This window comes from Bradyrhizobium sp. 33ap4, assembly GCF_032654765.1.
Lineage (GTDB): Bacteria > Pseudomonadota > Alphaproteobacteria > Rhizobiales > Xanthobacteraceae > Bradyrhizobium > Bradyrhizobium australafricanum.
In genome coordinates this window covers 1-18,490 of record NZ_JAUMTJ010000053.1, presented here as the reverse complement: position 1 = coordinate 18,490, position 18,490 = coordinate 1, and the positions used below count along the sequence as shown (strand labels likewise).

General features: G+C 58.3%; 18 protein-coding genes and 1 pseudogene. 11 read left to right on the top strand and 8 right to left on the bottom strand.

What is annotated here, in order from left to right; genetic code table 11:
- Positions 1–179 precede the first annotated feature (179 nt).
- Complete coding sequence (locus tag Q2M23_RS32400; RefSeq protein WP_316398230.1) at positions 180–1,076, bottom strand: dihydrodipicolinate synthase family protein; 897 nt, start codon at positions 1,074–1,076, stop codon at positions 180–182.
- Between the two features lie 136 nt (positions 1,077–1,212).
- On the opposite strand from Q2M23_RS32400, the gene Q2M23_RS32395 reads away from it, so the two are divergent.
- Positions 1,213–1,659, top strand: coding sequence for a CoxG family protein (locus tag Q2M23_RS32395; RefSeq protein ID WP_157340379.1), 447 nt, complete (start codon positions 1,213–1,215; stop codon positions 1,657–1,659).
- A gap of 262 nt (positions 1,660–1,921) precedes the next feature.
- Positions 1,922–2,452, top strand: a complete 531-nt coding sequence (locus Q2M23_RS32390) for a cupin domain-containing protein (RefSeq protein ID WP_316398229.1) — start codon at positions 1,922–1,924, stop codon at positions 2,450–2,452.
- A 71-nt stretch (positions 2,453–2,523) separates the two neighbouring features.
- Here the strand turns inward: Q2M23_RS32390 and Q2M23_RS32385 are convergent, their stop codons facing one another.
- Positions 2,524–3,300: an aspartate dehydrogenase gene (locus Q2M23_RS32385; protein ID WP_316398228.1), complete on the bottom strand. Its 777-nt coding sequence runs from the start codon at positions 3,298–3,300 to the stop codon at positions 2,524–2,526.
- Between the two features lie 158 nt (positions 3,301–3,458).
- Between Q2M23_RS32385 and Q2M23_RS32380 the strand changes: the two genes are divergently transcribed.
- Complete coding sequence (locus tag Q2M23_RS32380; RefSeq protein WP_316398227.1) at positions 3,459–4,886, top strand: aldehyde dehydrogenase family protein; 1,428 nt, start codon at positions 3,459–3,461, stop codon at positions 4,884–4,886.
- A gap of 81 nt (positions 4,887–4,967) precedes the next feature.
- On the opposite strand, the gene Q2M23_RS32375 is transcribed toward Q2M23_RS32380, so the two are convergent.
- Positions 4,968–5,900 (bottom strand): alpha/beta hydrolase, encoded by a 933-nt coding sequence (locus tag Q2M23_RS32375; protein WP_316398226.1) that lies wholly within the window; start codon positions 5,898–5,900, stop codon positions 4,968–4,970.
- Between the two features lie 39 nt (positions 5,901–5,939).
- Positions 5,940–6,893, bottom strand: coding sequence for an amidohydrolase family protein (locus Q2M23_RS32370; RefSeq protein ID WP_316398225.1), 954 nt, complete (start codon positions 6,891–6,893; stop codon positions 5,940–5,942).
- A gap of 227 nt (positions 6,894–7,120) precedes the next feature.
- Here Q2M23_RS32370 and Q2M23_RS32365 point away from each other — a divergent pair, with 227 nt between their 5' ends.
- From Q2M23_RS32365 to Q2M23_RS32330, 8 genes are all read left to right on the top strand, one after another.
- Positions 7,121–7,978, top strand: coding sequence for a xanthine dehydrogenase family protein subunit M (locus Q2M23_RS32365; RefSeq protein ID WP_316398224.1), 858 nt, complete (start codon positions 7,121–7,123; stop codon positions 7,976–7,978).
- Between the two features lie 9 nt (positions 7,979–7,987).
- Positions 7,988–8,461, top strand: a complete 474-nt coding sequence (locus Q2M23_RS32360) for a (2Fe-2S)-binding protein (RefSeq protein ID WP_316398223.1) — start codon at positions 7,988–7,990, stop codon at positions 8,459–8,461.
- Positions 8,461–10,752, top strand: coding sequence for a xanthine dehydrogenase family protein molybdopterin-binding subunit (locus Q2M23_RS32355; protein WP_316398222.1), 2,292 nt, complete (start codon positions 8,461–8,463; stop codon positions 10,750–10,752). The genes Q2M23_RS32360 and Q2M23_RS32355 overlap by 1 nt, the downstream gene beginning before the upstream one ends.
- A 195-nt stretch (positions 10,753–10,947) precedes the next feature.
- Positions 10,948–11,586, top strand: a complete 639-nt coding sequence (locus Q2M23_RS32350) for a TetR/AcrR family transcriptional regulator (protein ID WP_316398221.1) — start codon at positions 10,948–10,950, stop codon at positions 11,584–11,586.
- A 519-nt stretch (positions 11,587–12,105) separates the two neighbouring features.
- Positions 12,106–12,957 (top strand): ABC transporter ATP-binding protein, encoded by an 852-nt coding sequence (locus Q2M23_RS32345; protein ID WP_316398220.1) that lies wholly within the window; start codon positions 12,106–12,108, stop codon positions 12,955–12,957.
- 8 nt (positions 12,958–12,965) lie between these two features.
- Positions 12,966–13,745 carry an ABC transporter permease gene (locus tag Q2M23_RS32340; protein ID WP_316398219.1) on the top strand — a complete coding sequence of 260 codons (780 nt, stop codon included), beginning with the start codon at positions 12,966–12,968 and terminating at the stop codon, positions 13,743–13,745.
- A 19-nt stretch (positions 13,746–13,764) separates the two neighbouring features.
- Positions 13,765–14,865, top strand: a complete 1,101-nt coding sequence (locus Q2M23_RS32335; RefSeq protein ID WP_316398218.1) for an ABC transporter substrate-binding protein — start codon at positions 13,765–13,767, stop codon at positions 14,863–14,865.
- Positions 14,866–15,041: 176 nt separating this feature from the next.
- Entirely contained in the window at positions 15,042–15,653 is a 612-nt protein-coding gene (locus tag Q2M23_RS32330; protein WP_316398217.1) for a TIGR00730 family Rossman fold protein, read from the top strand.
- Between the two features lie 170 nt (positions 15,654–15,823).
- Here the strand turns inward: Q2M23_RS32330 and Q2M23_RS32325 are convergent, their stop codons facing one another.
- From Q2M23_RS32325 to Q2M23_RS32310, 4 genes and pseudogenes are all read right to left on the bottom strand, one after another.
- The gene (locus Q2M23_RS32325; protein ID WP_316398216.1) at positions 15,824–16,660 is read right to left on the bottom strand and encodes an alpha/beta fold hydrolase; all 837 of its coding nucleotides are present in this window, start codon (positions 16,658–16,660) and stop codon (positions 15,824–15,826) included.
- Positions 16,661–17,659: 999 nt separating this feature from the next.
- Positions 17,660–17,896, bottom strand: a complete 237-nt coding sequence (locus tag Q2M23_RS32320; protein WP_316398264.1) for a hypothetical protein — start codon at positions 17,894–17,896, stop codon at positions 17,660–17,662.
- A gap of 183 nt (positions 17,897–18,079) precedes the next feature.
- Positions 18,080–18,198, bottom strand: a pseudogene (locus Q2M23_RS32315) (Lrp/AsnC family transcriptional regulator); the annotation flags it as partial.
- Positions 18,199–18,299: 101 nt separating this feature from the next.
- Positions 18,300–18,490: hypothetical protein (locus Q2M23_RS32310; RefSeq protein ID WP_316398215.1), on the bottom strand; the 191-nt coding region annotated here is incomplete at its 5' end.

Genomic DNA, 18,490 nt, shown 5'->3' with positions numbered 1-18,490 from the left:
GTTTGACGAGTGTCCGGCGCGGACGGTCGCGCGCAGCTCGGGCGGGCAACGGACGGCGAAAATGACCGAGATCGTATCCTCGGAAAGTGGGCGCCCTTTCGGAGGGCGGTTGAAAGCACAACTGATGAGACCTGCCGGAGGCAGGCGCATCGACCAATATCCGGCCGAACAGCAGCGATCTATTTTGAGGCCCGCGTGCCGAGTTCACCAAACTCCTTGAGGATGTCGGAAACTTCGGCACCTGCCGCTTCAGACAGGGGAGACTGCGGCTGAGCAGGCAATCCAACGTCGTATCCTTGCAAGCTAAGGCCACGTTTGATGCAGGCTGCTAGGTTAAACTTTGCGAAGACTTCGTTGACGCGCCATAGACGGCGTTGAAGAGCTGCCGCCTCTTCCCAGCGCCCGGCGACCGACAGATCATAGAGTTCGACGCTCGTGCGCGGCAGGATGCAGGCCGGACCTGCCATCCATCCCAACCCTCCCAACATCATGACGGCGATTGGAATGTGAGACGACGCGGCAAAGACGCCAAGTTCGGGACATCGGTTCATGATCGAGAGGAGGCGCCCCGTGTTGTTGGAGGCGTCCTTGACGTACTGAATTTGGGGATGGTTGGCAAGGCGCTCGATGAGGTCAATCGAAAGGTCGGTCTTCTGGAACTGGGGGTTTGTATAGATCAAGAGTGGCAAGGCGACCGAATCCGCAACGGCGAGAAAGTAGCTTTCGATTTGCCTCTCATCCAACGGGAAATATGACTCGAGTACCAGGAGGATGCAGTCCGCCCCCAATTCCTTGCAGCGCTTGGCTTGCCGGATAGCCTCGCGGGTCGTGGTGGCTGCGACACCAGCGATAACAGGTACCCGCCCTTGGGCCGCATCGGCGGTGTGTCGCACGACCTCGGCACGAGCGTCGGCATCGAGGTAGGCATATTCGCCCGTCGAACCAAGAGCTGCGAGACCATGCACGCCGGCCTTGATCAGATCATCGCAAATGGCCAGTAACACGGGACCATTGACGGTCCCGTCGCTTCGAAGGGGCGTCGGAAGATAGGGAAACACTCCTCGAAACTTCGTCATGAACCGCTCCCGGGCCAAGTGCATCTGTTGCCAGGTACATTCATGTTGACTGATTAGTCAACTGAAGACATCATGCGGCGGAAAGAATTTGCCCCTGGCTCCGCGGAGGGGTTGGCGAACAGAGGAGATAGTTTGTATGGCCATGATCATGAACGGCGAAGTCCAACTTCCGGCGTCGCGCGAGGCGGTATGGGCGAAGTTGAACGATCCCGAGGTGCTCAAGGCGTGCATTCCCGGCTGCGAGGAGCTTGAACCGACGGACGACGGCGGTTTTCGTGCGGTTGCCAAAATGAAGGTCGGCCCGGTGTCGGCCCGCTTCAAAGGACGTGTGACGCTTGGCGACCTCGACCCGCCCAACGGCTACAAAATCTCCGGTGAAGGAGAGGGCGGGGTTGCCGGCTTCGCCAAAGGCGGCGCAACGGTGGCCCTGGTCGACAAGGACGGCGGCACACTGCTGACTTACAACGTCGAAGCCCAAATCGGCGGGAAGCTTGCCCAGTTGGGGCAGCGCCTGATCCTTGGCTCAGCCAAAAAGCTGGCAGATCAGTTCTTCGGCAACTTTGCCAAAGAAGTGCAAATCTAAGTCATTCGGCCGGCCGCTCACCCGGTCCACGAGCTGACTTCCTCCGAGACGATCCCAGGGGGAGTGCGGAAAGGCGCGGTGATCAGGAGCTCAGATGAGGCTGCCGCTTTTGTGTTGACTAAATAGTCAACAATGAATACGCTCTGGATGATACGGGGTTTTCAGCTGCGGTCAGCTTGGCATCTAAGGCGATATGCCAGATGGTCGGGCCGGCGCCCGCCGACGCTGGGCGAAACCAGGTTGTTTAAGACAGGAGAACTAGATGGCTACGGCAAGGCACGCTCGCTCGAAGGAGCTTGAAACAGCTTCATTGGAGCAGATCATGGATCGCTACGTCGCGCGTTACGCCGACCGCCGCGCGGATTGGGCGGCGTTCGAAGACGCCAAGATCGAAGGCTTCAAGCGCGCGCAACACCGCTTCATCGGCGCTGGCGGTTCGGGCAAGCATAACGACGTTTCGGCAATCCCGCCGGGGAATTTCACGCTTTCGATCATGTTCGTGCCTCCCGGACAGGGCAATGCCGCTCACACCCATGAGGTCGAAGAAGTGTTCTTCGTCCTGCAAGGGCACCTCGACGTCTTCGTGCAAGACGAGGATGGCCGCAAGATCAGCAAGCGCCTCGGCCCATGGGAATGCATTTCCTGTCCGGCTGGCGTGATCCACGGCTACGATAACAACAGTCTGGAGCCCGTCTACTTCCAGGTCATGCTCGGTCGCGCCAAGCCCGAAACGATGGGATACGCGGATGATGAACTCTACAAGCGCCGAGATGAGCACTTGAAAGCATCATAGAAAACAAGTTTCTCCCGAGCGCCTGAGCCTTTCTGTGACGGAGGGGATGGCGCCAAGCTTGGGCCGGCGGATCACGCGAGGATCAAGCCGGCCCGCTTTTTGATTGCCTGGATCAAGCTGTGCGGCGCCAGCACGGATGTTTTCGGATTCGACGGTAAGGTTGCCGATCGAATCGAAGCCGAAATTTCACCGAACGGGCCGCGTGCTACAAACGAGTGATTATTGCCGTCGGCGGCAGGATCGACAATCAGGCGCACCTTCGTTTTCTCGAAGCCGAGCCCGGCGAGCGCCAGTGCCGCGACGACATTGGCATTTTGCGGAAACTGAAGCGCGGCCGTTCGTGCATCGCATTCGAGAAACGTGGTCGCCTGCGTGACGGAGGACAGATCAATCAACTGTTCCGCACGAGTACCCATCCAGGCCTTCGACGCCTTACGGCCGGAATATTCCACCGAATCAAGGCCGGCTTCGCGGGCAGCGCTGACCGCATCGATGCCGCCGAGTGCGCCACCCGGTATCAGCAGGCGGCCACCTCCATCCGCTGCGGCCTTTCGCAGCGCGCGCTCGAGCACGGAATCCGCTAACGCGCCGACTGAGGCGACCAAAAGATCCGTTCCATGCCGGAGGATGGCCTCGCCAGCGTCGCGCAGGCTCCCGTGACCCGCGCATTCAACCACCAGATCGGGGCCGGTCGCCAGGAGAGCTCCAAGGCTGTCGACGACGGGAACTGAACACGCCTCGGGGCGTGGGAGCGAAAACGCAGCGCTGACCTCGATGGAGGGGTCGGCTTTCAGATGCTCGATGACAAAGCTTCCGATCGCCCCGAAACCAATGACCGCAACCCTCACTATGGCCTCCCATTCCAGACGATCATGCGTATCGAAATCATGTTGACTATATAGTCAACATGGTGTCAAGCTCTTGGTGGTGCACGCAAGGCGTGCCGAGAACTCCGCGCCATCGAGGTCGCGCTCTGGGGCGGCTTCACTCAAACGGGAAGAAAAAGATGACCACGACTAATGTCGGTACCTCGGTTTCGACGGCGGCGTCCGCAATGGATCAGGTATTCCCTGTGAAAAACCCGCACACCGGCGGCGTGGCTTTCAACGTGCGGCCTGGCGGTCCGGCTCAGCTAGCAAGTAGTGTGCGCGCAGCGAAAACGGCGTTCCGAACGTACCTCAGGACTCCCGCGCATCAACGCGCCGCATGGCTCAGCGGGGCAGCGGCTGCCATGGAACGCATGGCCGCCGAGCTCGTCGAGATGACCATCGCTCATATCGGCAAGCCCCGTAAGGCAGCCGAAATGGAAGTCAACCGCAGTGTCGCGTTTGTCCGGGCCTGTGCAACCCATTTGCACGGTTTGAAAGGCGAGATGGTGCCGGTCGACATGGTGCCCAACGGTGCGGGGGTGTTCGGTTTTACTCGCCGCGTCCCGTACGGCGTCGTGGCCGCGGTCACGCCGTTCAACGCGCCTTCGAACCTCCTGGTGCAAAAGCTCGCTCCAGCGCTGATTACGGGGAACGCCGTCATCATCAAGCCATGTCTGGAAGGCACCGAGATCGCTCAAGCAATCGCCAAGGCTTTCATCGCTGGTGGTGTCCCGGAGGGGCTGGTGCAAGTCCTTCCCGGCGATCGCGAGGAGGCACTCGGTTTGGCCGCTCACCCCGATGTCGATGTCGTCACCTTGACTGGAGGTACTGCGGCAGGCGACGCGCTGGCCAAAGCAGCCGGCGCGAAGCGATTTATCGGCGAGCTAGGTGGAAACTCACCCAACATCGTTCTTGCCGATGCCGATATCGAGGATGCGGTGAGGCGCATCGTTCCGTCGTCGTTCGAAGCGAGTGGCCAGCAATGTATCTCGACGCAACGCATCATTGTGGAAGCGTCAGTATTCGATGAGTTCCTTCGACGCTTCGTTGATGGGGCAAAGCGCCTCAAAGTCGGCGATCCGACGCTGCCAGACACCGATCTCGGTCCTGTCGTCTCGTCGTGCGCGGCCGCGAGGATCATCGCAATGATCGATGACGCGCGTGGTCGCGGTTGTCGCGTCGAGACCTGCGGTGAGCTGGTCGATTGCATCATTCCGCCGACGATCGTGATCGACCCGCCTGTGGGCACTCGTTTGATCAGGGAAGAAGTGTTCGGACCTGTCGTTGTGGTGATGCGCGCTCGCGATATCGATGATGCGATCCGCATAGCGAACGATTGCGAGTTCGGTCTGCAGGGATCGTGCTTTACGTCGAGCCTCGCAAGCGCGTTGCGGATGTCCGAGGAAATCCACGTCGGCTCGCTCTGGATCAACGAGGCGAGCCGCTTCCGGCTGGATAACTATCCCTTTGGCGGCGTCGGCCGATCCGGTGTTGGACGTGAGGGGCTGCCCTACGCGTTTGAAGAATACACGCAGCCGAAATTCACCGGCATTCGGCTGCCTTGAGTAGATCGCGATCGTGCTCCGGCAGAGGCGGAAAGCTGGAAACCAGGTGAACGCGCCCAGAAAGGGATCCGCGATCTTGGTTCAGCCAAATTGAACCGAGGTCGCGTCGCTCGTTTCAGCGATAAAGTCGAGGCAGGCCTGGCCTAGAACGTCCTCGGCGGTGTCGAAGTGTGCGATGATCGAGGTGTGATTGTGGCCTTTCATCCAGACGAGCGGCGGCGCGCGACCCTTCGCTGCCGCTAGCCGGTGGGCAAGCTCGAAGCAGTAGACGTCGATCAACGGATTTTCGAACTCGGAGCACGCGACGAAGGTTGGGGGACTAGAACTGTCGACATGCGAGACGGGCGAGACATCATCATAGGTCGAAATATCAGGCCCGTAGTATTCGGTGACACGCTTGGCATTGGGGTTGTCCGCTCTCGCATCCGCCCGTACGCGTCCGCTGACGATCAGTACGCCCGCGAGGCCATGCCCCGTCGCGGGTTGATGCCGCTTATCATAGGCATAGCTTCCGACGTGGGCGCCGCCGGCGGAGTGTCCCATCAGGAATATCCGATTAGGGTCGACACCCAGGTCCGCCGCGTTGCTTTGCATCCAGTGCACGATGGCCGCGATGTCCCGGGTGGCCTCGGGGTACCGCGCTTCGGGAGCCAGGCGATAGCCGGCGTTGATGCCGACGATCCCGTGGCGGGCGAAATAATATAGTACATTGGCGTATATCTCCGTACTGCGATGACGGCTACCCTCGGTGAAGGCGCCGCCATGGACAAAGATCAGACCGGGCCGCGCTGTGGAGCTGCTGTCAGCTGGCTGGAATACCTCGAATGCCTGGCGTTCGTGATTTCCATATCTCACCGTCTCGGCTTGGATCCCGTCTTTCGGCGAGGACTTCAATACTCTGCTGAATTCCTCCACCATCAGCCTCACATGGCCTTTGGTGTCGCTCGCCCACTTTGGGCCGATTTCCGCCATCAGGACGCGGAGATGGGCAGGAATCGTGGGGCGCTTGGTCATAAGTCGGCTTGCCATCGTGTGTCGTCGCCGGTTCGGCAGTTACAGCTTGAGCAGTCGTCTGGCGTTATTGCCGACCAACTTGCGCTTGTCGTCGATCGAAAGCTGAAGGTCTCGGATCCAATTCATTCCATCCTTGTTGACCACGTACGGGTAATCTACGGCGAACATGATACGGTCGATGCCAAGCTCGAGCATGGTGCAGGTCAAGGCCGGCGTCGAGAAGAAGCCGCTGCAGGTCACATGGAAATGTTGGCTGAACTGTCTACGGAAGCTTAATCCTTCCTGACCAGGGCGGGCCAAGGCCTGGTCAATGCGCCAGAGCAAGAATGGCAAGGTCTCGCCAAAGTGGCCGAGAATGATCTGTAGCTTTGGATACTTTTCAAGCGCACGGCTCAAGACGAGCCGAATCGCGGCGGTCGCCGTTTCAACGGTAAATCCCCAAGCAGGCCGGATCACCGTGGGAAAGTCGCGCGCATAGTCTTCGTAGTAATGCTTGGTGACCTCGGAATGTGGCACCGATGGATGCAGATAGATCGGCACATCGAGCTTCTCGGCGACTTCGAAGATTGGCCAGAAGCGCCTATCGTCGATGAACAGGCCGTTGGTCAACCCGTGGATCATTGCGCCCTTGAACTTGAGGTCTTTGACGCAGCGCTCGAGTTCCCGTGCCGCCTGTTCGGGCACCGGTGTCGGTAGAGCAGCAAATGCGGCAAATCGGTCGGGATGTCTGGCGCACGCCTCTGCAAGGCGATCATTGACTCGTTTGGTCAAGTCGACCGCGATTTCAGGCGGGAGCTTCTGGGCCGCCGGTGCTCCATGGGAGAGCACCTGCACGTCGATTCCCGCCTCATCCATTGCACGCAACCTGGCGTCGCCGATCTCGGTGAGTTGGTCAGCTACATGAGATTTGTTCTCGCCGGCCGGAAAATGTCGCGCCATCTCGGGATCCCAATAGTGTTCCTCGATGGCGATTACAGGTGTATCGTTCAACATGGCAAATGCCTCTTTTCGAACCTCGAAGTCGGATCGTAGCCATGTCGTTCTGTGAGCCAAGGAGTTGAGTGTTATAGTTGTCTTCCTAAGACCGCTTGGCCTCCGACTTGCCGTGAAGCGCTGATCCGGCGATCGCTGGGCCGAGCGAATTACGGGCGCTTCTTTTGGTTCTTATTGGGTCGCGGTGAAGACCGTCAGTCGGCCCGTCGCGTATTGGTGGAGACAGAATGAAGCCGCCTGCTTTCGAATATGTCGCGCCCTCGACACTGGCTGAGGCTGTCAGTCTTCTCGCTTCGTGCAACGGAAATGCCAAGGTGATTTCCGGCGGTCAGAGCCTGATGCCGATGCTCGCGTATCGTCTGGCTGCGCCGGACCTCCTCGTGGATTTGAAGCATCTGAGAGATCTCGCTGCGATCCAGATCGGGGCGGACGGCGTCCGGCTGGGCGCAAAAGTGAGGTGGTGCGATATCGAAAATGACCGGCGGCTCGCGGTCAGCCATCCACTGCTTGCCGAAGCCATCAAGCACGTTGCGCACTACCAGATCCGCAATCGTGGGACCGTAGGCGGATCGGTGGCGCACGCCGATCCGTCGGCCGAGATGCCTGGCGTCGCCCTAACTTGCGATGCGCGCATGACGATCGTCGGCCCTGCCGGCTCGCGCGTCGAGGCGGCGGCCGACTTCTTCACGGGCCCGTTGGAGACCACCCTTGAGCCGGACGAAATTCTCACCGAGGTGCATTTGCCAGCGTGGCCGGCGGCAAGGCGATGGGCGTTTCTCGAGTTTGCGCGTCGCAAGGGCGATTTCGCGATGGCTGGCGTTGCTCTTCACTACGATCTCGATAGCGGCGGCCGCATCACCGATGCGCATATCGGTGCGATTGGGGTCGCCGACCGGCCAATTCGGTTGACCGAAGTCGAAGCGGTGCTGAACGGCAATAAGGTAACCGATAAGTTGATTGCGGCGGCTTCGGCAAAAGCACGGCAAACGGTCGATCCGCCGAGCGACATTCATGCGCCCGGCGCATATCGTGCAGCCCTCGTCGCGACACTGCTTAGTCGCGGCTTAAAGAAGTCGGCCGCTTAGGAGTTCTAGATGAAGATCGAATTCAGCCTCAACGGCAACCCCGTAAGTGCCGACGTTGAACCTCGTACCACGCTTGCCGATTGCATCCGGGACGATCTTGGTCAAACCGGAACCCACTTGGCATGCGAGCATGGCGTCTGCGGTGCTTGTACGGTCCTGGTGAACGACGAGGCCGTCCGCTCCTGTCTTATGCTCGCAGCCCAGGTACAAGGCGAGCGGGTTGTAACGATCGAGGGGCTCTCAGGCGATGAATTGACGCCATTGCAGACTGCGTTCCGCAAGCATCACGGTTTGCAGTGTGGTTTCTGTACCCCGGGCTTCATTACCACGGCGCATGCGCTCTTGAGCCACGAGCCGTATGCGGACGAGGAGCGGATACGCGAAGTGCTTTCAGGCAACCTCTGCCGATGCTCGGGATATGTTCCGATCATCGAGGCCGTGCTCGAAGCGCGCAGTTTTTACCAAGGTGCCGGGAGCAAGTGATGAAGGCCTCCAACTCGTATATTGGCCGCCCGATGGAGCGTGTCGAAGACCTGCGCCTCCTTCGCGGCAGGGGGACATACGTCGCAGACGTGAACCGGCCAAATCAGCTTTATGCGGTGATCCTGCGCAGTTCGACGGCGCACGGCCTGATCAAGTCGATCGATAGTAGCGCAGCGCTCGCGCTCCCGGGGGTGCATCGCGTCCTGACCAGCAAGGATCTAGGCGGCAAGGTTCCGCGGATTCCGCTGCGCCTGCAGCCGTTGCCGCAGCTCGAGCCGTTTCATCAACCGGTGATCGCCGATGGCAAGGTCCGCTATGTCGGTGAGCCCGTTGCGGTCGTAATTGCCCGCAGCGCGGCGGTGGCCGAGGATGCGCTCGAGCTTATCGCATTGGATATCGAGCCGCTGCCGGCCGTAGCCAATCGCGAGCATGCCGAAGCCAAGCGATCAGTCTTGTTCGACGATCATGGCTCCAACGTTGCGATCACTTGGAAGGCGTTTCGTGGTGATGCCGACGAGGCGTTCAAGAACGCAGACTACGTCCGCCGGGAGACGTTCAAGGTCCAACGCCACGCCGCAATGTTCATGGAGCCGCGTGGCTTCGTGGCTGAATGGGACGCGTTGGTCGGGAAATTGACGGTGTGGGGCGCAGCCAAGACCGCTTGGCATAACCGCCGCACGCTTGCCGCTCAACTCGAACTGCCGATCGAGGCGGTCGATCTCATCGAAGTCGACGTCGGTGGCGGCTTTGGTTCGCGGGGCGAGTTCTACCCGGAAGACTACCTCATCCCTGCAGCCGCGCGCATAGTGGGCCGGCCGGTGAAATGGACTGAGGATCGCCGCGAGCACCTCATGAGTGCCAACCACGCGCGCGATATGGAGTGCGACGTCGAATTCGCGGCTACGCGTGACGGTCGCTTCATCGGTCTGCGTGGGCAAATCTGGTCGGATATTGGCGCTTACGTACGCACCAACGGATCGGTCGGCCCACGGAATATCGCGCAATATATGTGTGGTCCATACTGCATGGAGCATGTCGACCTGAAAAGTTCGATGCTGACCACCAACAAGACGCCGTGCGGTACTTATCGCGGCCCGGGGCGCTATGAGACCGATTTCGTGCGCGAACGCATGATCGATCTGGCCGCTCAGGACTTAAAGATCGATCGGATTGAGCTGCGCCGTCGCAATCTGGTGGCGGACGCGCAAATGCCTTATCCCTTGCCATCAATCACGCCATACGACAGCTCGACCGAGCTCGATAGCGGCGACTATCACGCCGTGTTTGATCGCTGCCTGAAAGAATTCGACTGGGAGGAAAAGAAGAAGCTGAGCGGCAAGTTGATCGACGGGTACTACCACGGCATCGCGATCGGTAGCTTCATCGAAGGTGGCGCGGCTGGGCCGAAGGAAGAAGTGCGTTTGGTGCTGGAGACTGACGGCGCGTTGTCGGTGTATATGGGATCATCCTCGGTGGGGCAGGGCCTGGAAACCATCATGGCCCAGATCGCGGCCGACGCGATGGAGATGCCTTACCATAAGATAACGATCCTCCACGGATCGACCGCCTATGTAAAAGATGGTTACGGTGCGTATCACTCTCGCTCGACCGTGATGGGCGGCTCGGCCATTCTGTTGGGCGCCGAAAAGCTCAAGGAGCTGATCAGAAAAACGGCGGCAGAGCGGCTCGGATGCAAACCCGAGGAGGTGATCGTCGATAGCGAACGGGCTAGCTTCGATGGGAGCCAGCTTTCGTTTTCGGGTCTGTCGGAAGCGCCCCTGGAGGTCGAGGCCGAGTTTTTCAATAAGAAGTACACCTGGGCTTATGGCACGCAAGCCGCGCATGTCGCAGTCGATCCGGGGACGGGTCATGTCAAGGTGATGGAGATCATGTCGGTCGAGGATGTTGGCCGTATGATAAATCCGTTGACCTTGCATGGTCAGGCAATCGGCTCGATGGTTCAGGGCCTCGGCGGCGCTTTCCTCGAACATTTGGTGTATGACGACGAAGGGCAACTCCTGACCGGCTCCTTTGCCGACTATCTGTTGCCCTCAGCCTCTGACTTTCCCAAGCTGGACTCGGTGACGCTAGAGCTCAGGCCGTGTCCGAACAATCCGCTCGGCGCCAAGGGGGCCGGCGAGGGCGGGCTTATTCCGGTGGGGGGACTTATGGCTAACGCCGTGGCGGACGCGCTGTCGCATCTCAATGTTCAGCCGATGCAACTGCCACTGTCACCGCCGCGAATCTGGCAACTGGTCGAGGAAGCGGAGGCATCCCACGCGAGAACTTAGTCATTTTGCATTTGATTTTCGGGTGCGGTTGCGCTCTGTTCGTGCAGCAAAATGGGGGCGTTCCGCAGCCCGAGCGTCGGCGAACGCAAAGGCCGATGGCGAAGTGGACGCCTCCAATGTATCGCTCTTGTAGACGAAGGGAGCCCCGTTTTGGCGCGTCGTAGTAGTGATCCGGCTCGCGTACGCGAGAAGATCTTGAAGCTGGCGATCGAAGAATTCGCTCGCATCGGGTTCGAGGGCGCGCGAGTTGACCGTATCGCGGAGCGATGCGGCCTCAGCAAGAACATGCTGTATTACTACTTCAAATCCAAAGAGGGCTTGTTTGTTGCCGCTCTTGAGCGGATGTACGAGGATTTTCGTAATCAACAGCGCGACCTTTCCGTGCGCGCGAGTGACCCTGTGCTCGCGCTGAAGCAGCTGATCGAGCACACTTTCGTTGCGCTCGAGAGCAACCCGAATGCGATCCGCCTCCTGAACGAAGAGAACAAGCACCGCGGAAAGTATATTCGCAAGTCGAAGCGGATCCGGGAGCTCTACAATCCGCTCGTCGAAACTCTCAGTTTCGTCCTGGAACGCGGCAGTCGAGATGGAATCTTTCGCTCCGGTCTGGACCCCGCAGTCGTGTATCTGACACTCTCGTCGCTGTGCTATCACTACCTCTCCAACCAATACACGCTGGAAAATGCGCTCAATAAGGACTTGAGCTCAGCATCTTCGCGAGAACATTGGCTCAAGCACGTTACGAATCTCGTCCTGCAGTATTGCGTGTTGGATCCCGGCGCGGCGTTAGAACGGAAATCAAACGTCAAAGCGCTCGCAGAGACCGCTGGTTAAGTATTCGTTTCGCCCTGTTCGAAGGAAGATGAACTGCTTCTTCCAAGGCATTTCACGATCGCGCATCAAGCGAGACGCTTGAAAAGAGTGCAGCTGGCAGGGTCTACCTAGAGGTCCATCTCGGTCCAAGGCCCTCGATCCGCTCGCCATGATCTGCTCTTGAGCGGAACCAGCGAACTGTGGCGCGCCAGTTCGCCCGCAGCAGATCACCATGCTGGCAACATTGGAAGTTGAAGCTGCCCAACCGCTAGAGCGCAAGGCGCGGGCATTCCGGATGCCTCTTGCGGCAAACTCGAATGTACGTGCGATCACTGGCGGCGACCGGCTCCACGAGCATCTCAACATAAGCGCGCGATCGGGCGATCCTGTCGCGATTAAGGCAGCCCAAATTTCACGCTGGACAAATTCAAAAATCCAGTTAACTAGATAGTCAACAGAAATAGAAAACGGCGCATGTGGCGCCTTGGCGTAGTTCTTGCTCCCCTCGAGAGCCACTGTCAGCCCTGCGGGAAGGAAACAATGATTGCTTTGAAAGCTAAGGTGGAGGGTGGCGCATATGGCGCTCTGGTTCCGAACGCTGGCGGATCGAAGCCGCCGATGATTCACATCGCTGGTCTTGAGAAACGGTTCAGGACGCGTTCCGGCGAAACCGTAAACGCGCTCACAAACGTCGATCTCGATATTCAGGAGAACGAGTTCATTTCGGTGGTTGGTCCGAGTGGGTGCGGCAAGACGACGCTGCTACGCATCCTCGCGGGTCTCGAAGGCGCATCTTCAGGCGTCATTCAATGCGACCAGACGCAGATCACTGGGCCGCGCCCGGACGTCGGCGTGGTGTTCCAGCAAGCGACGCTCCTGCCATGGAACACCGTATTGGCCAATGTCCTGTTGTCGGCACACCTCAAGAGCGATCGATCGGAAGCGACGGTAAGGCGCGCCGAGCGCCTGCTGGCATTCATGGGGCTGAAGGACTTTGCGCAGAAGTATCCCTTCGAACTGTCCGGCGGCATGCAGCAACGTGTCTCGATCTGCCGGGCATTGATGCGTGAGCCGCGAATCTTGCTGATGGACGAGCCGTTCGGCGCGCTCGATGCGATGACGCGCGAAGCGATGAACATGGAATTGATGCGGGTCTGGTCGGAAGAAAAAAAGACCGTCATTTTCATCACCCACAGCATTCCGGAGGCGGTATTGCTCGGCGACCGTGTCGTTGTCATGTCGCCGCGACCGGGGCGGATATCCGAGATCATCGACGTCGATGTCGGTCGTCCTCGCACGCTGCAGACAATGGCAACCCCACGCTTCGGAGAGATCTGCGATCACATCCGGAATATCTTCGGAGCACAATCCTTGACGACGACATCGCTATGAGTAGTCCAATGAACCCGTCGCGAGCCCATCTATTGCAGTCGATCGCCGTCGCGGTGGCTGTGATTGCCCTTTGGGAAGGCATTTGCCGAGCATTTGCGGTCTCGCCCATCGTGCTCCCGACTCCGAGCTCGATAGTGGTCAGGCTGTATGCGCTGGTCACGAGCGGCATGCTCTGGCCGCATCTCTGGGCAACGTTGGTCGAGGTTCTGAGCGGCTTTGTGCTCGGCTGCGTCGCAGGTTTGATCATCGGTGCGATGATCTCGCTCATTCCGGTTTTCGAGCGGCTCGTCTATCCCTATCTCGTCGCGCTGCAAACCTTGCCGAAGGTTGCCATTGCGCCGCTTTTTATCATTTGGTTCGGCTATGGCTTGACGTCGAAAATCGTAATCACCGCGCTCGTCTGCTTCTTCCCTGTGCTGGTCAGCGTGATTGCTGGCTTTCATTCCACTGATAAGGATCAGCTCGACATGATGAAGGCATTCGGTGCCACCAAATTGCAGACATTGATGCGCCTGAGAGTTCCCTCGGCGTTGGTGTTGATCTTTGCCGGCCTCGAGATCGCTGCGGTTCTTGCCGTAATCGGCGCCATCGTCGGCGAGTTCGTCGGTGCGCAAGTTGGACTCGGCTATCTCGTGGTCACGCTCAACTTCAGCATGGACGTCTCCGGTGTCTTTGCCGTGTTGATTATCTTATCGGCGATCGGCCTGGTGATGCACGGGCTGATGCGGTATGCCGCACGCAAATACATCTTCTGGATCAGGCGTAGCGATGCGCCGGTCATGACGTGAAACAGTTCAGGAGATAACGATGTCGACGATATTGCGTAAGCACGGATTGTCGGGGCCGGCGGCTGCGATAGTCGTTTTCCTCGGCGGAATGCAGAATGCGAGTGCACTGGAAAAGGTGCGATTGCTGATTCCGGTTCGCAATATTGACGAGGCGTTCTCACCATTCGTCGTCGCCAAGGAAAAGGGCTATTTCGCATCCGAAGGCTACGACGTTACGTTGATCGCGGTTGGCGGCTCTAACGAATCGGCGATTCAAGTGTCGGCGGGCAATGCCGAAGTCGGCGCCGCCTCGCCAGGCGAAGCTCTGGTTGGGGTTCAGTCTGGAAAGCTCGACATTCGGTACTTCTACGGACTCTACTATTCGAATATCTGGTCGGTCGCCGTGCTACCTGACAGCCCGATCAAGGCGCTCGGCGACCTGAAAGGCAGGAAGCTGGGTGTCCAATCGATGGGGAGCGCCGGTACGACGTTTGGTCGCGCGTTTGTGCAGGCCGCCGGCCTGGATCCCGACAAGGATATTTCCTTTCTGCCGATAGGTGTGGGGGCGCAGGCCGTCACATCGGTCCGTCAGAAGTTTGTCGACGGGGCCGTCTACTGGGATGCCGCGCTCGCCAAGTTCAAGTTCTCAGGTCTCGGCCTTCGCGAGCTACCGGTGGCGGAAAATCTGCGCGCGCTGCCGGATGTGGGCTTGCTGGCCCGCACGCAGACGATCGAGAGAAATCCGAAGATGTTAACGGGAATTGGACGGGCCGTTGCAAAGGGCTACGACTACTCGATGGCAAATCCCAAAGCGGCGGTTCTGATCACTTGGAAAGCGTATCCCGAGGCTGCATCCAAAAACCCAGACAGCGCTGCAGCGCTTGAGGAAGGGATAACCGTCAATCAGGCACGGCTCGGCATCTGGAATACGCCTAAGATTGGTGACAAACACGGGACGCTTGTCTCCGACGATTGGAATCGGCTAATCAACTTCTTTGTCAACCAGAAGATCTTACCGGCTCCCATAGCCGTCGATCACGTTCTAACGAACCAGTTTATAGATAGTATCAACAACTACGATCGAACCGCCATCATCAACGATGCGAAGAAGGACGGAAGCTCCCAGCTCCAGGGCGATTGAGGATCGTCATGCTCGGCGCCATACTGATTGCGAGAGGCCTTGTACGGCTCCCCCTGCCAAACTGACTATAGCGCATCGGTTTCCCTCGAAACGGGATAGGGCGTGTTAGGGCGGAGACGGCGGATGTCGAGTATCGAGCCCTTGTGACGGCGCTCATCGGGAAGGTTATCCCCAACATGAGCAAGATCAAAGCAGTCTGCGTCTATTGCGGTTCCTCGCCCGGTCACGATGCTGCCTACGTCGAGGCAGGCGAGCGATTGGGACGCGCTCTTGCCGCGTCGGGATTAACGCTGATCTACGGCGGCGGAACCCATGGCGTGATGGGCGCGGTCGCTCGCGGCACATTGGATAACGGCGGCAAGGTCGGCGCCATCATTCCGCGATTTCTCACAAACTGGGAAACGACGACTGACGCGCTGAAGATGTTCGAAGACTTGACGATCACCGACACCATGCACGAGCGCAAGCACAGAATGTTCGAGCGTTCTGATGCCTTCGTGGCGCTTCCGGGGGGCATCGGCACCATCGAAGAAATCGTGGAAATCATGACGTGGGCCCAGCTTGGACAGCACCGCAAGCCGATGGTCCTGGTGAACGTCAAAGGCTTTTGGGCACCGATGATGGCCATGCTGGATCACATACGGAGCGCAGGTTTCCTTCATCGAGATCACCTGCTTGAACTCATTGTCGTCGATCGTGCCGAGGATGTCATCCCCGCGATTGTAGCTGCCGCCGCCAAAGATGCCGCGTCCGAAGCCGGTGGTTCGTCGGTCATCGACAAGATGTAGATTTCGGCGTCCTCAGACGTCATGGGGCCGGGTGCCGTTGGCTTCTGATGTTGGCCCATCGCGACATGCTGCGCTGCCGCACGAACTTGGTCGCTATAGGAGCAAAGCGGACGTAGTCACCACCAGCCACATGCCCCGCTGGTTTATAGGTACACGGCCTAGCTAGTGACCTATGTGTTCTCTAAAATAATATGGGCGAGTTCGGCCGGCCTAGAGAAGAAGGAAGAATGGCTGGTATCGATGCTAACGATCTTCGCACCGGGTACGTCAGCCGCCATTTGACGTTGGCTTTCAACTGGAATCGCTTTGTCCATTGTACATTCGATAAAAACGCGAGGGATTTTGCCGAACCGATCGGCCGTTATCTCTGACACTACAGCGTAGGGCACGGTGCTAGTGATCGGCACGCAATTCTTAATAGCTATATCGATGTCATGGTCGCTACAATCGCCGTAAAACGCAGCCTTCACGAGGTCGCGCCGGGTTGTATCGAGCTCGAGACCGCGACCATCGCCAACTAACTTAACTATGTCCAGGATTTCCTTTTTCTTAGGATTTGTGGCATCTGCTTTAGTATAATCCAAGACCGTTTTTCCTTGGGGGACCATGAACGCTGTAAGATAGATTAGCTTCGAAATCTTCTCCGGATACTTCTCCCCCAGATACGTCAATGTGGCGCCGCCCATGCTATGGCCGAGCAATATGACAGGCTCTCTTGAATCTTGCAGCATTTTCTCAACGGGCTGCACATACTCTCCCATAGTCGAAAAGCTATCATATCGGCTCTCGTCGTATCCATGTGACTTGAGGTCAGGCGTGGCCACAGCGTAGCCCGCTTCAGCCAGAAAATTGCTGACTTTTTCAAAACAAGCGCCCCAGTGCCATGATCCGTGGACCATAATTATCTTCTGCCTGGTCGGCGCAGACGCTTCTGCCGATACTGCAGAGGCGGAGATGGCAGAAAAAGCAGCTGCACCAGCAATTTTGAGCGCGTCACGTCGTTTCATAAATGTTTCCCCAAGTAGCTGTAGTACGGAAGTCGGTCGGGCGTCGGAAGGCAATCCGACGGGCCGCCGTGAGCGATTGAATGCTCTAATTCGCCACCGCGAGGTCGGCTGCGAAGCCGGCCGGTATGAGCGGCCCAAATGCTGCTCAGTATCTCGTATTCCGAGACGTCCATCGGGTGATCGATAGGCGGATATTGAGCTAAGTTGCGCTGCAACGCCTCCAGCTGCTTGGCCAGCCCGCACCTCAGTGCTTCAAATACTCGCCGAAGTTTTTGAGAAGTCATCTAGTGTCTCCGAAGCAATAGTCGCCAGAGGCGGCGGCTTGGACCATTCGTCGACGGGTCTGAGGAGGGTCTGTCCAACCGTCAAACACCAAACAGCCTCCGGTCTAAGCGCGGATTTCTCCGCTCTAAAACGGGTAACGTGGGCTCACTTCACCTCTCGGGATCGCGCGGCGCGTATATTGCTAGATTGTGTTGACGATATGGTCAACATGATTCGCGATAAATGCACCTCGGTTCAGTTTACCGAATGGTCGGCGGGTTGCTGGCACTCATTAGCGATGGCTCAAGTTGTGCGACAGGACTCGAATATGAAGCCGGAATTAAAGCGAGCGGCGTTGGTGTTGTTGGGGCGGCGCCGTGATGAAGTTCACGGGTGGCGCGTCGGCGGAAGGAGGAATACGGGCCGGCCTGATACGTAGATCAAATCGGTCAAATGATCCCTTGCAGATCCGCAACATCCAAGGGGCCGGTTGGCTTCGGCGTCTGTAGTCTGCATGGCAGCAAGTTGAAGCCCACTTGAACCAAGCCTCGATTGCGGACTTTGGGTGAAGAACGCCGAGGGGCTGTGCAGGGATGAGACCCAAGTGCGGTGGATCTGTCTACGTTCATAGAATCCGAGCGGAAATGATTGTCTACCATATCTGATCGTTGTGGGTTTCCTGGTGGGCTCAGCTCGCACCTATCGACGGCTTATCCGTGTGCGACAATCCGAACGTCACGCTATGCTCTGGCCTTGCGGGGAGGGCAGTGGCTTCGCACCTTGCCTTGGCGCCACCATACCTCGCCGTGGATTGACACGGTCTGATCTGGACGGGCGCGTCGTGTCGATCGGGAGCACCGTCTTGTACGAGATCTTTTTCAGGGCAAGATTGGATTTGATACTGAATACACCCGAAATTCGCGATAGCTTGTTTACGATGAGATCTTCGAGGTCCTCAATATCCGAAGCCATGACGCGGAGCACACCAGTTATGAGATAGCATTCCATCACTTGCTCCATGCGATCGATTGCCGGTGAAGTTATCGAGTGAGTTCTGTACTTACTTTTCGAGCCTCACCCGGATGAATGCGGTCACGCCAAGACCCAGCACGGAGGCATGAAGGATCGTAATTCTGCGATCAATCACGCCAAGCTTTTCGAGGTTTTTGACCCGGGGCGAGGCAGGGTGAAGGAGAGAGGTTAACTCGAGCGGCGAGTTCGACGTTGGTCAGGCTCGCGTTCGGCTGCAATTCATTCAGGATCTTGATATCGATTCTTGTCCAGCGCCACCACGGTCATACTGTAGTCCTCCCATGGGCAAACGATACGACTGTCGAGGCACCCCGCGCCCGGGGCGTCAGATTCACTGGCAGCTTCATGCATGGCCCATGGACGACTTGTCGTCAGGCGCCGCCGTCGCGTCGAGGTTCGCAGCAACTAACGGGCGGGTCTCGTCTGCAGTGCGTTGCTTAGAGATAGTCCCTAGATAGTCGTCCGTGAAGAATGCGGATTGACTTGAGAAATAAGCAGAATTGGTCTTGATGTAGTATTCGATTTTGCAGGAAA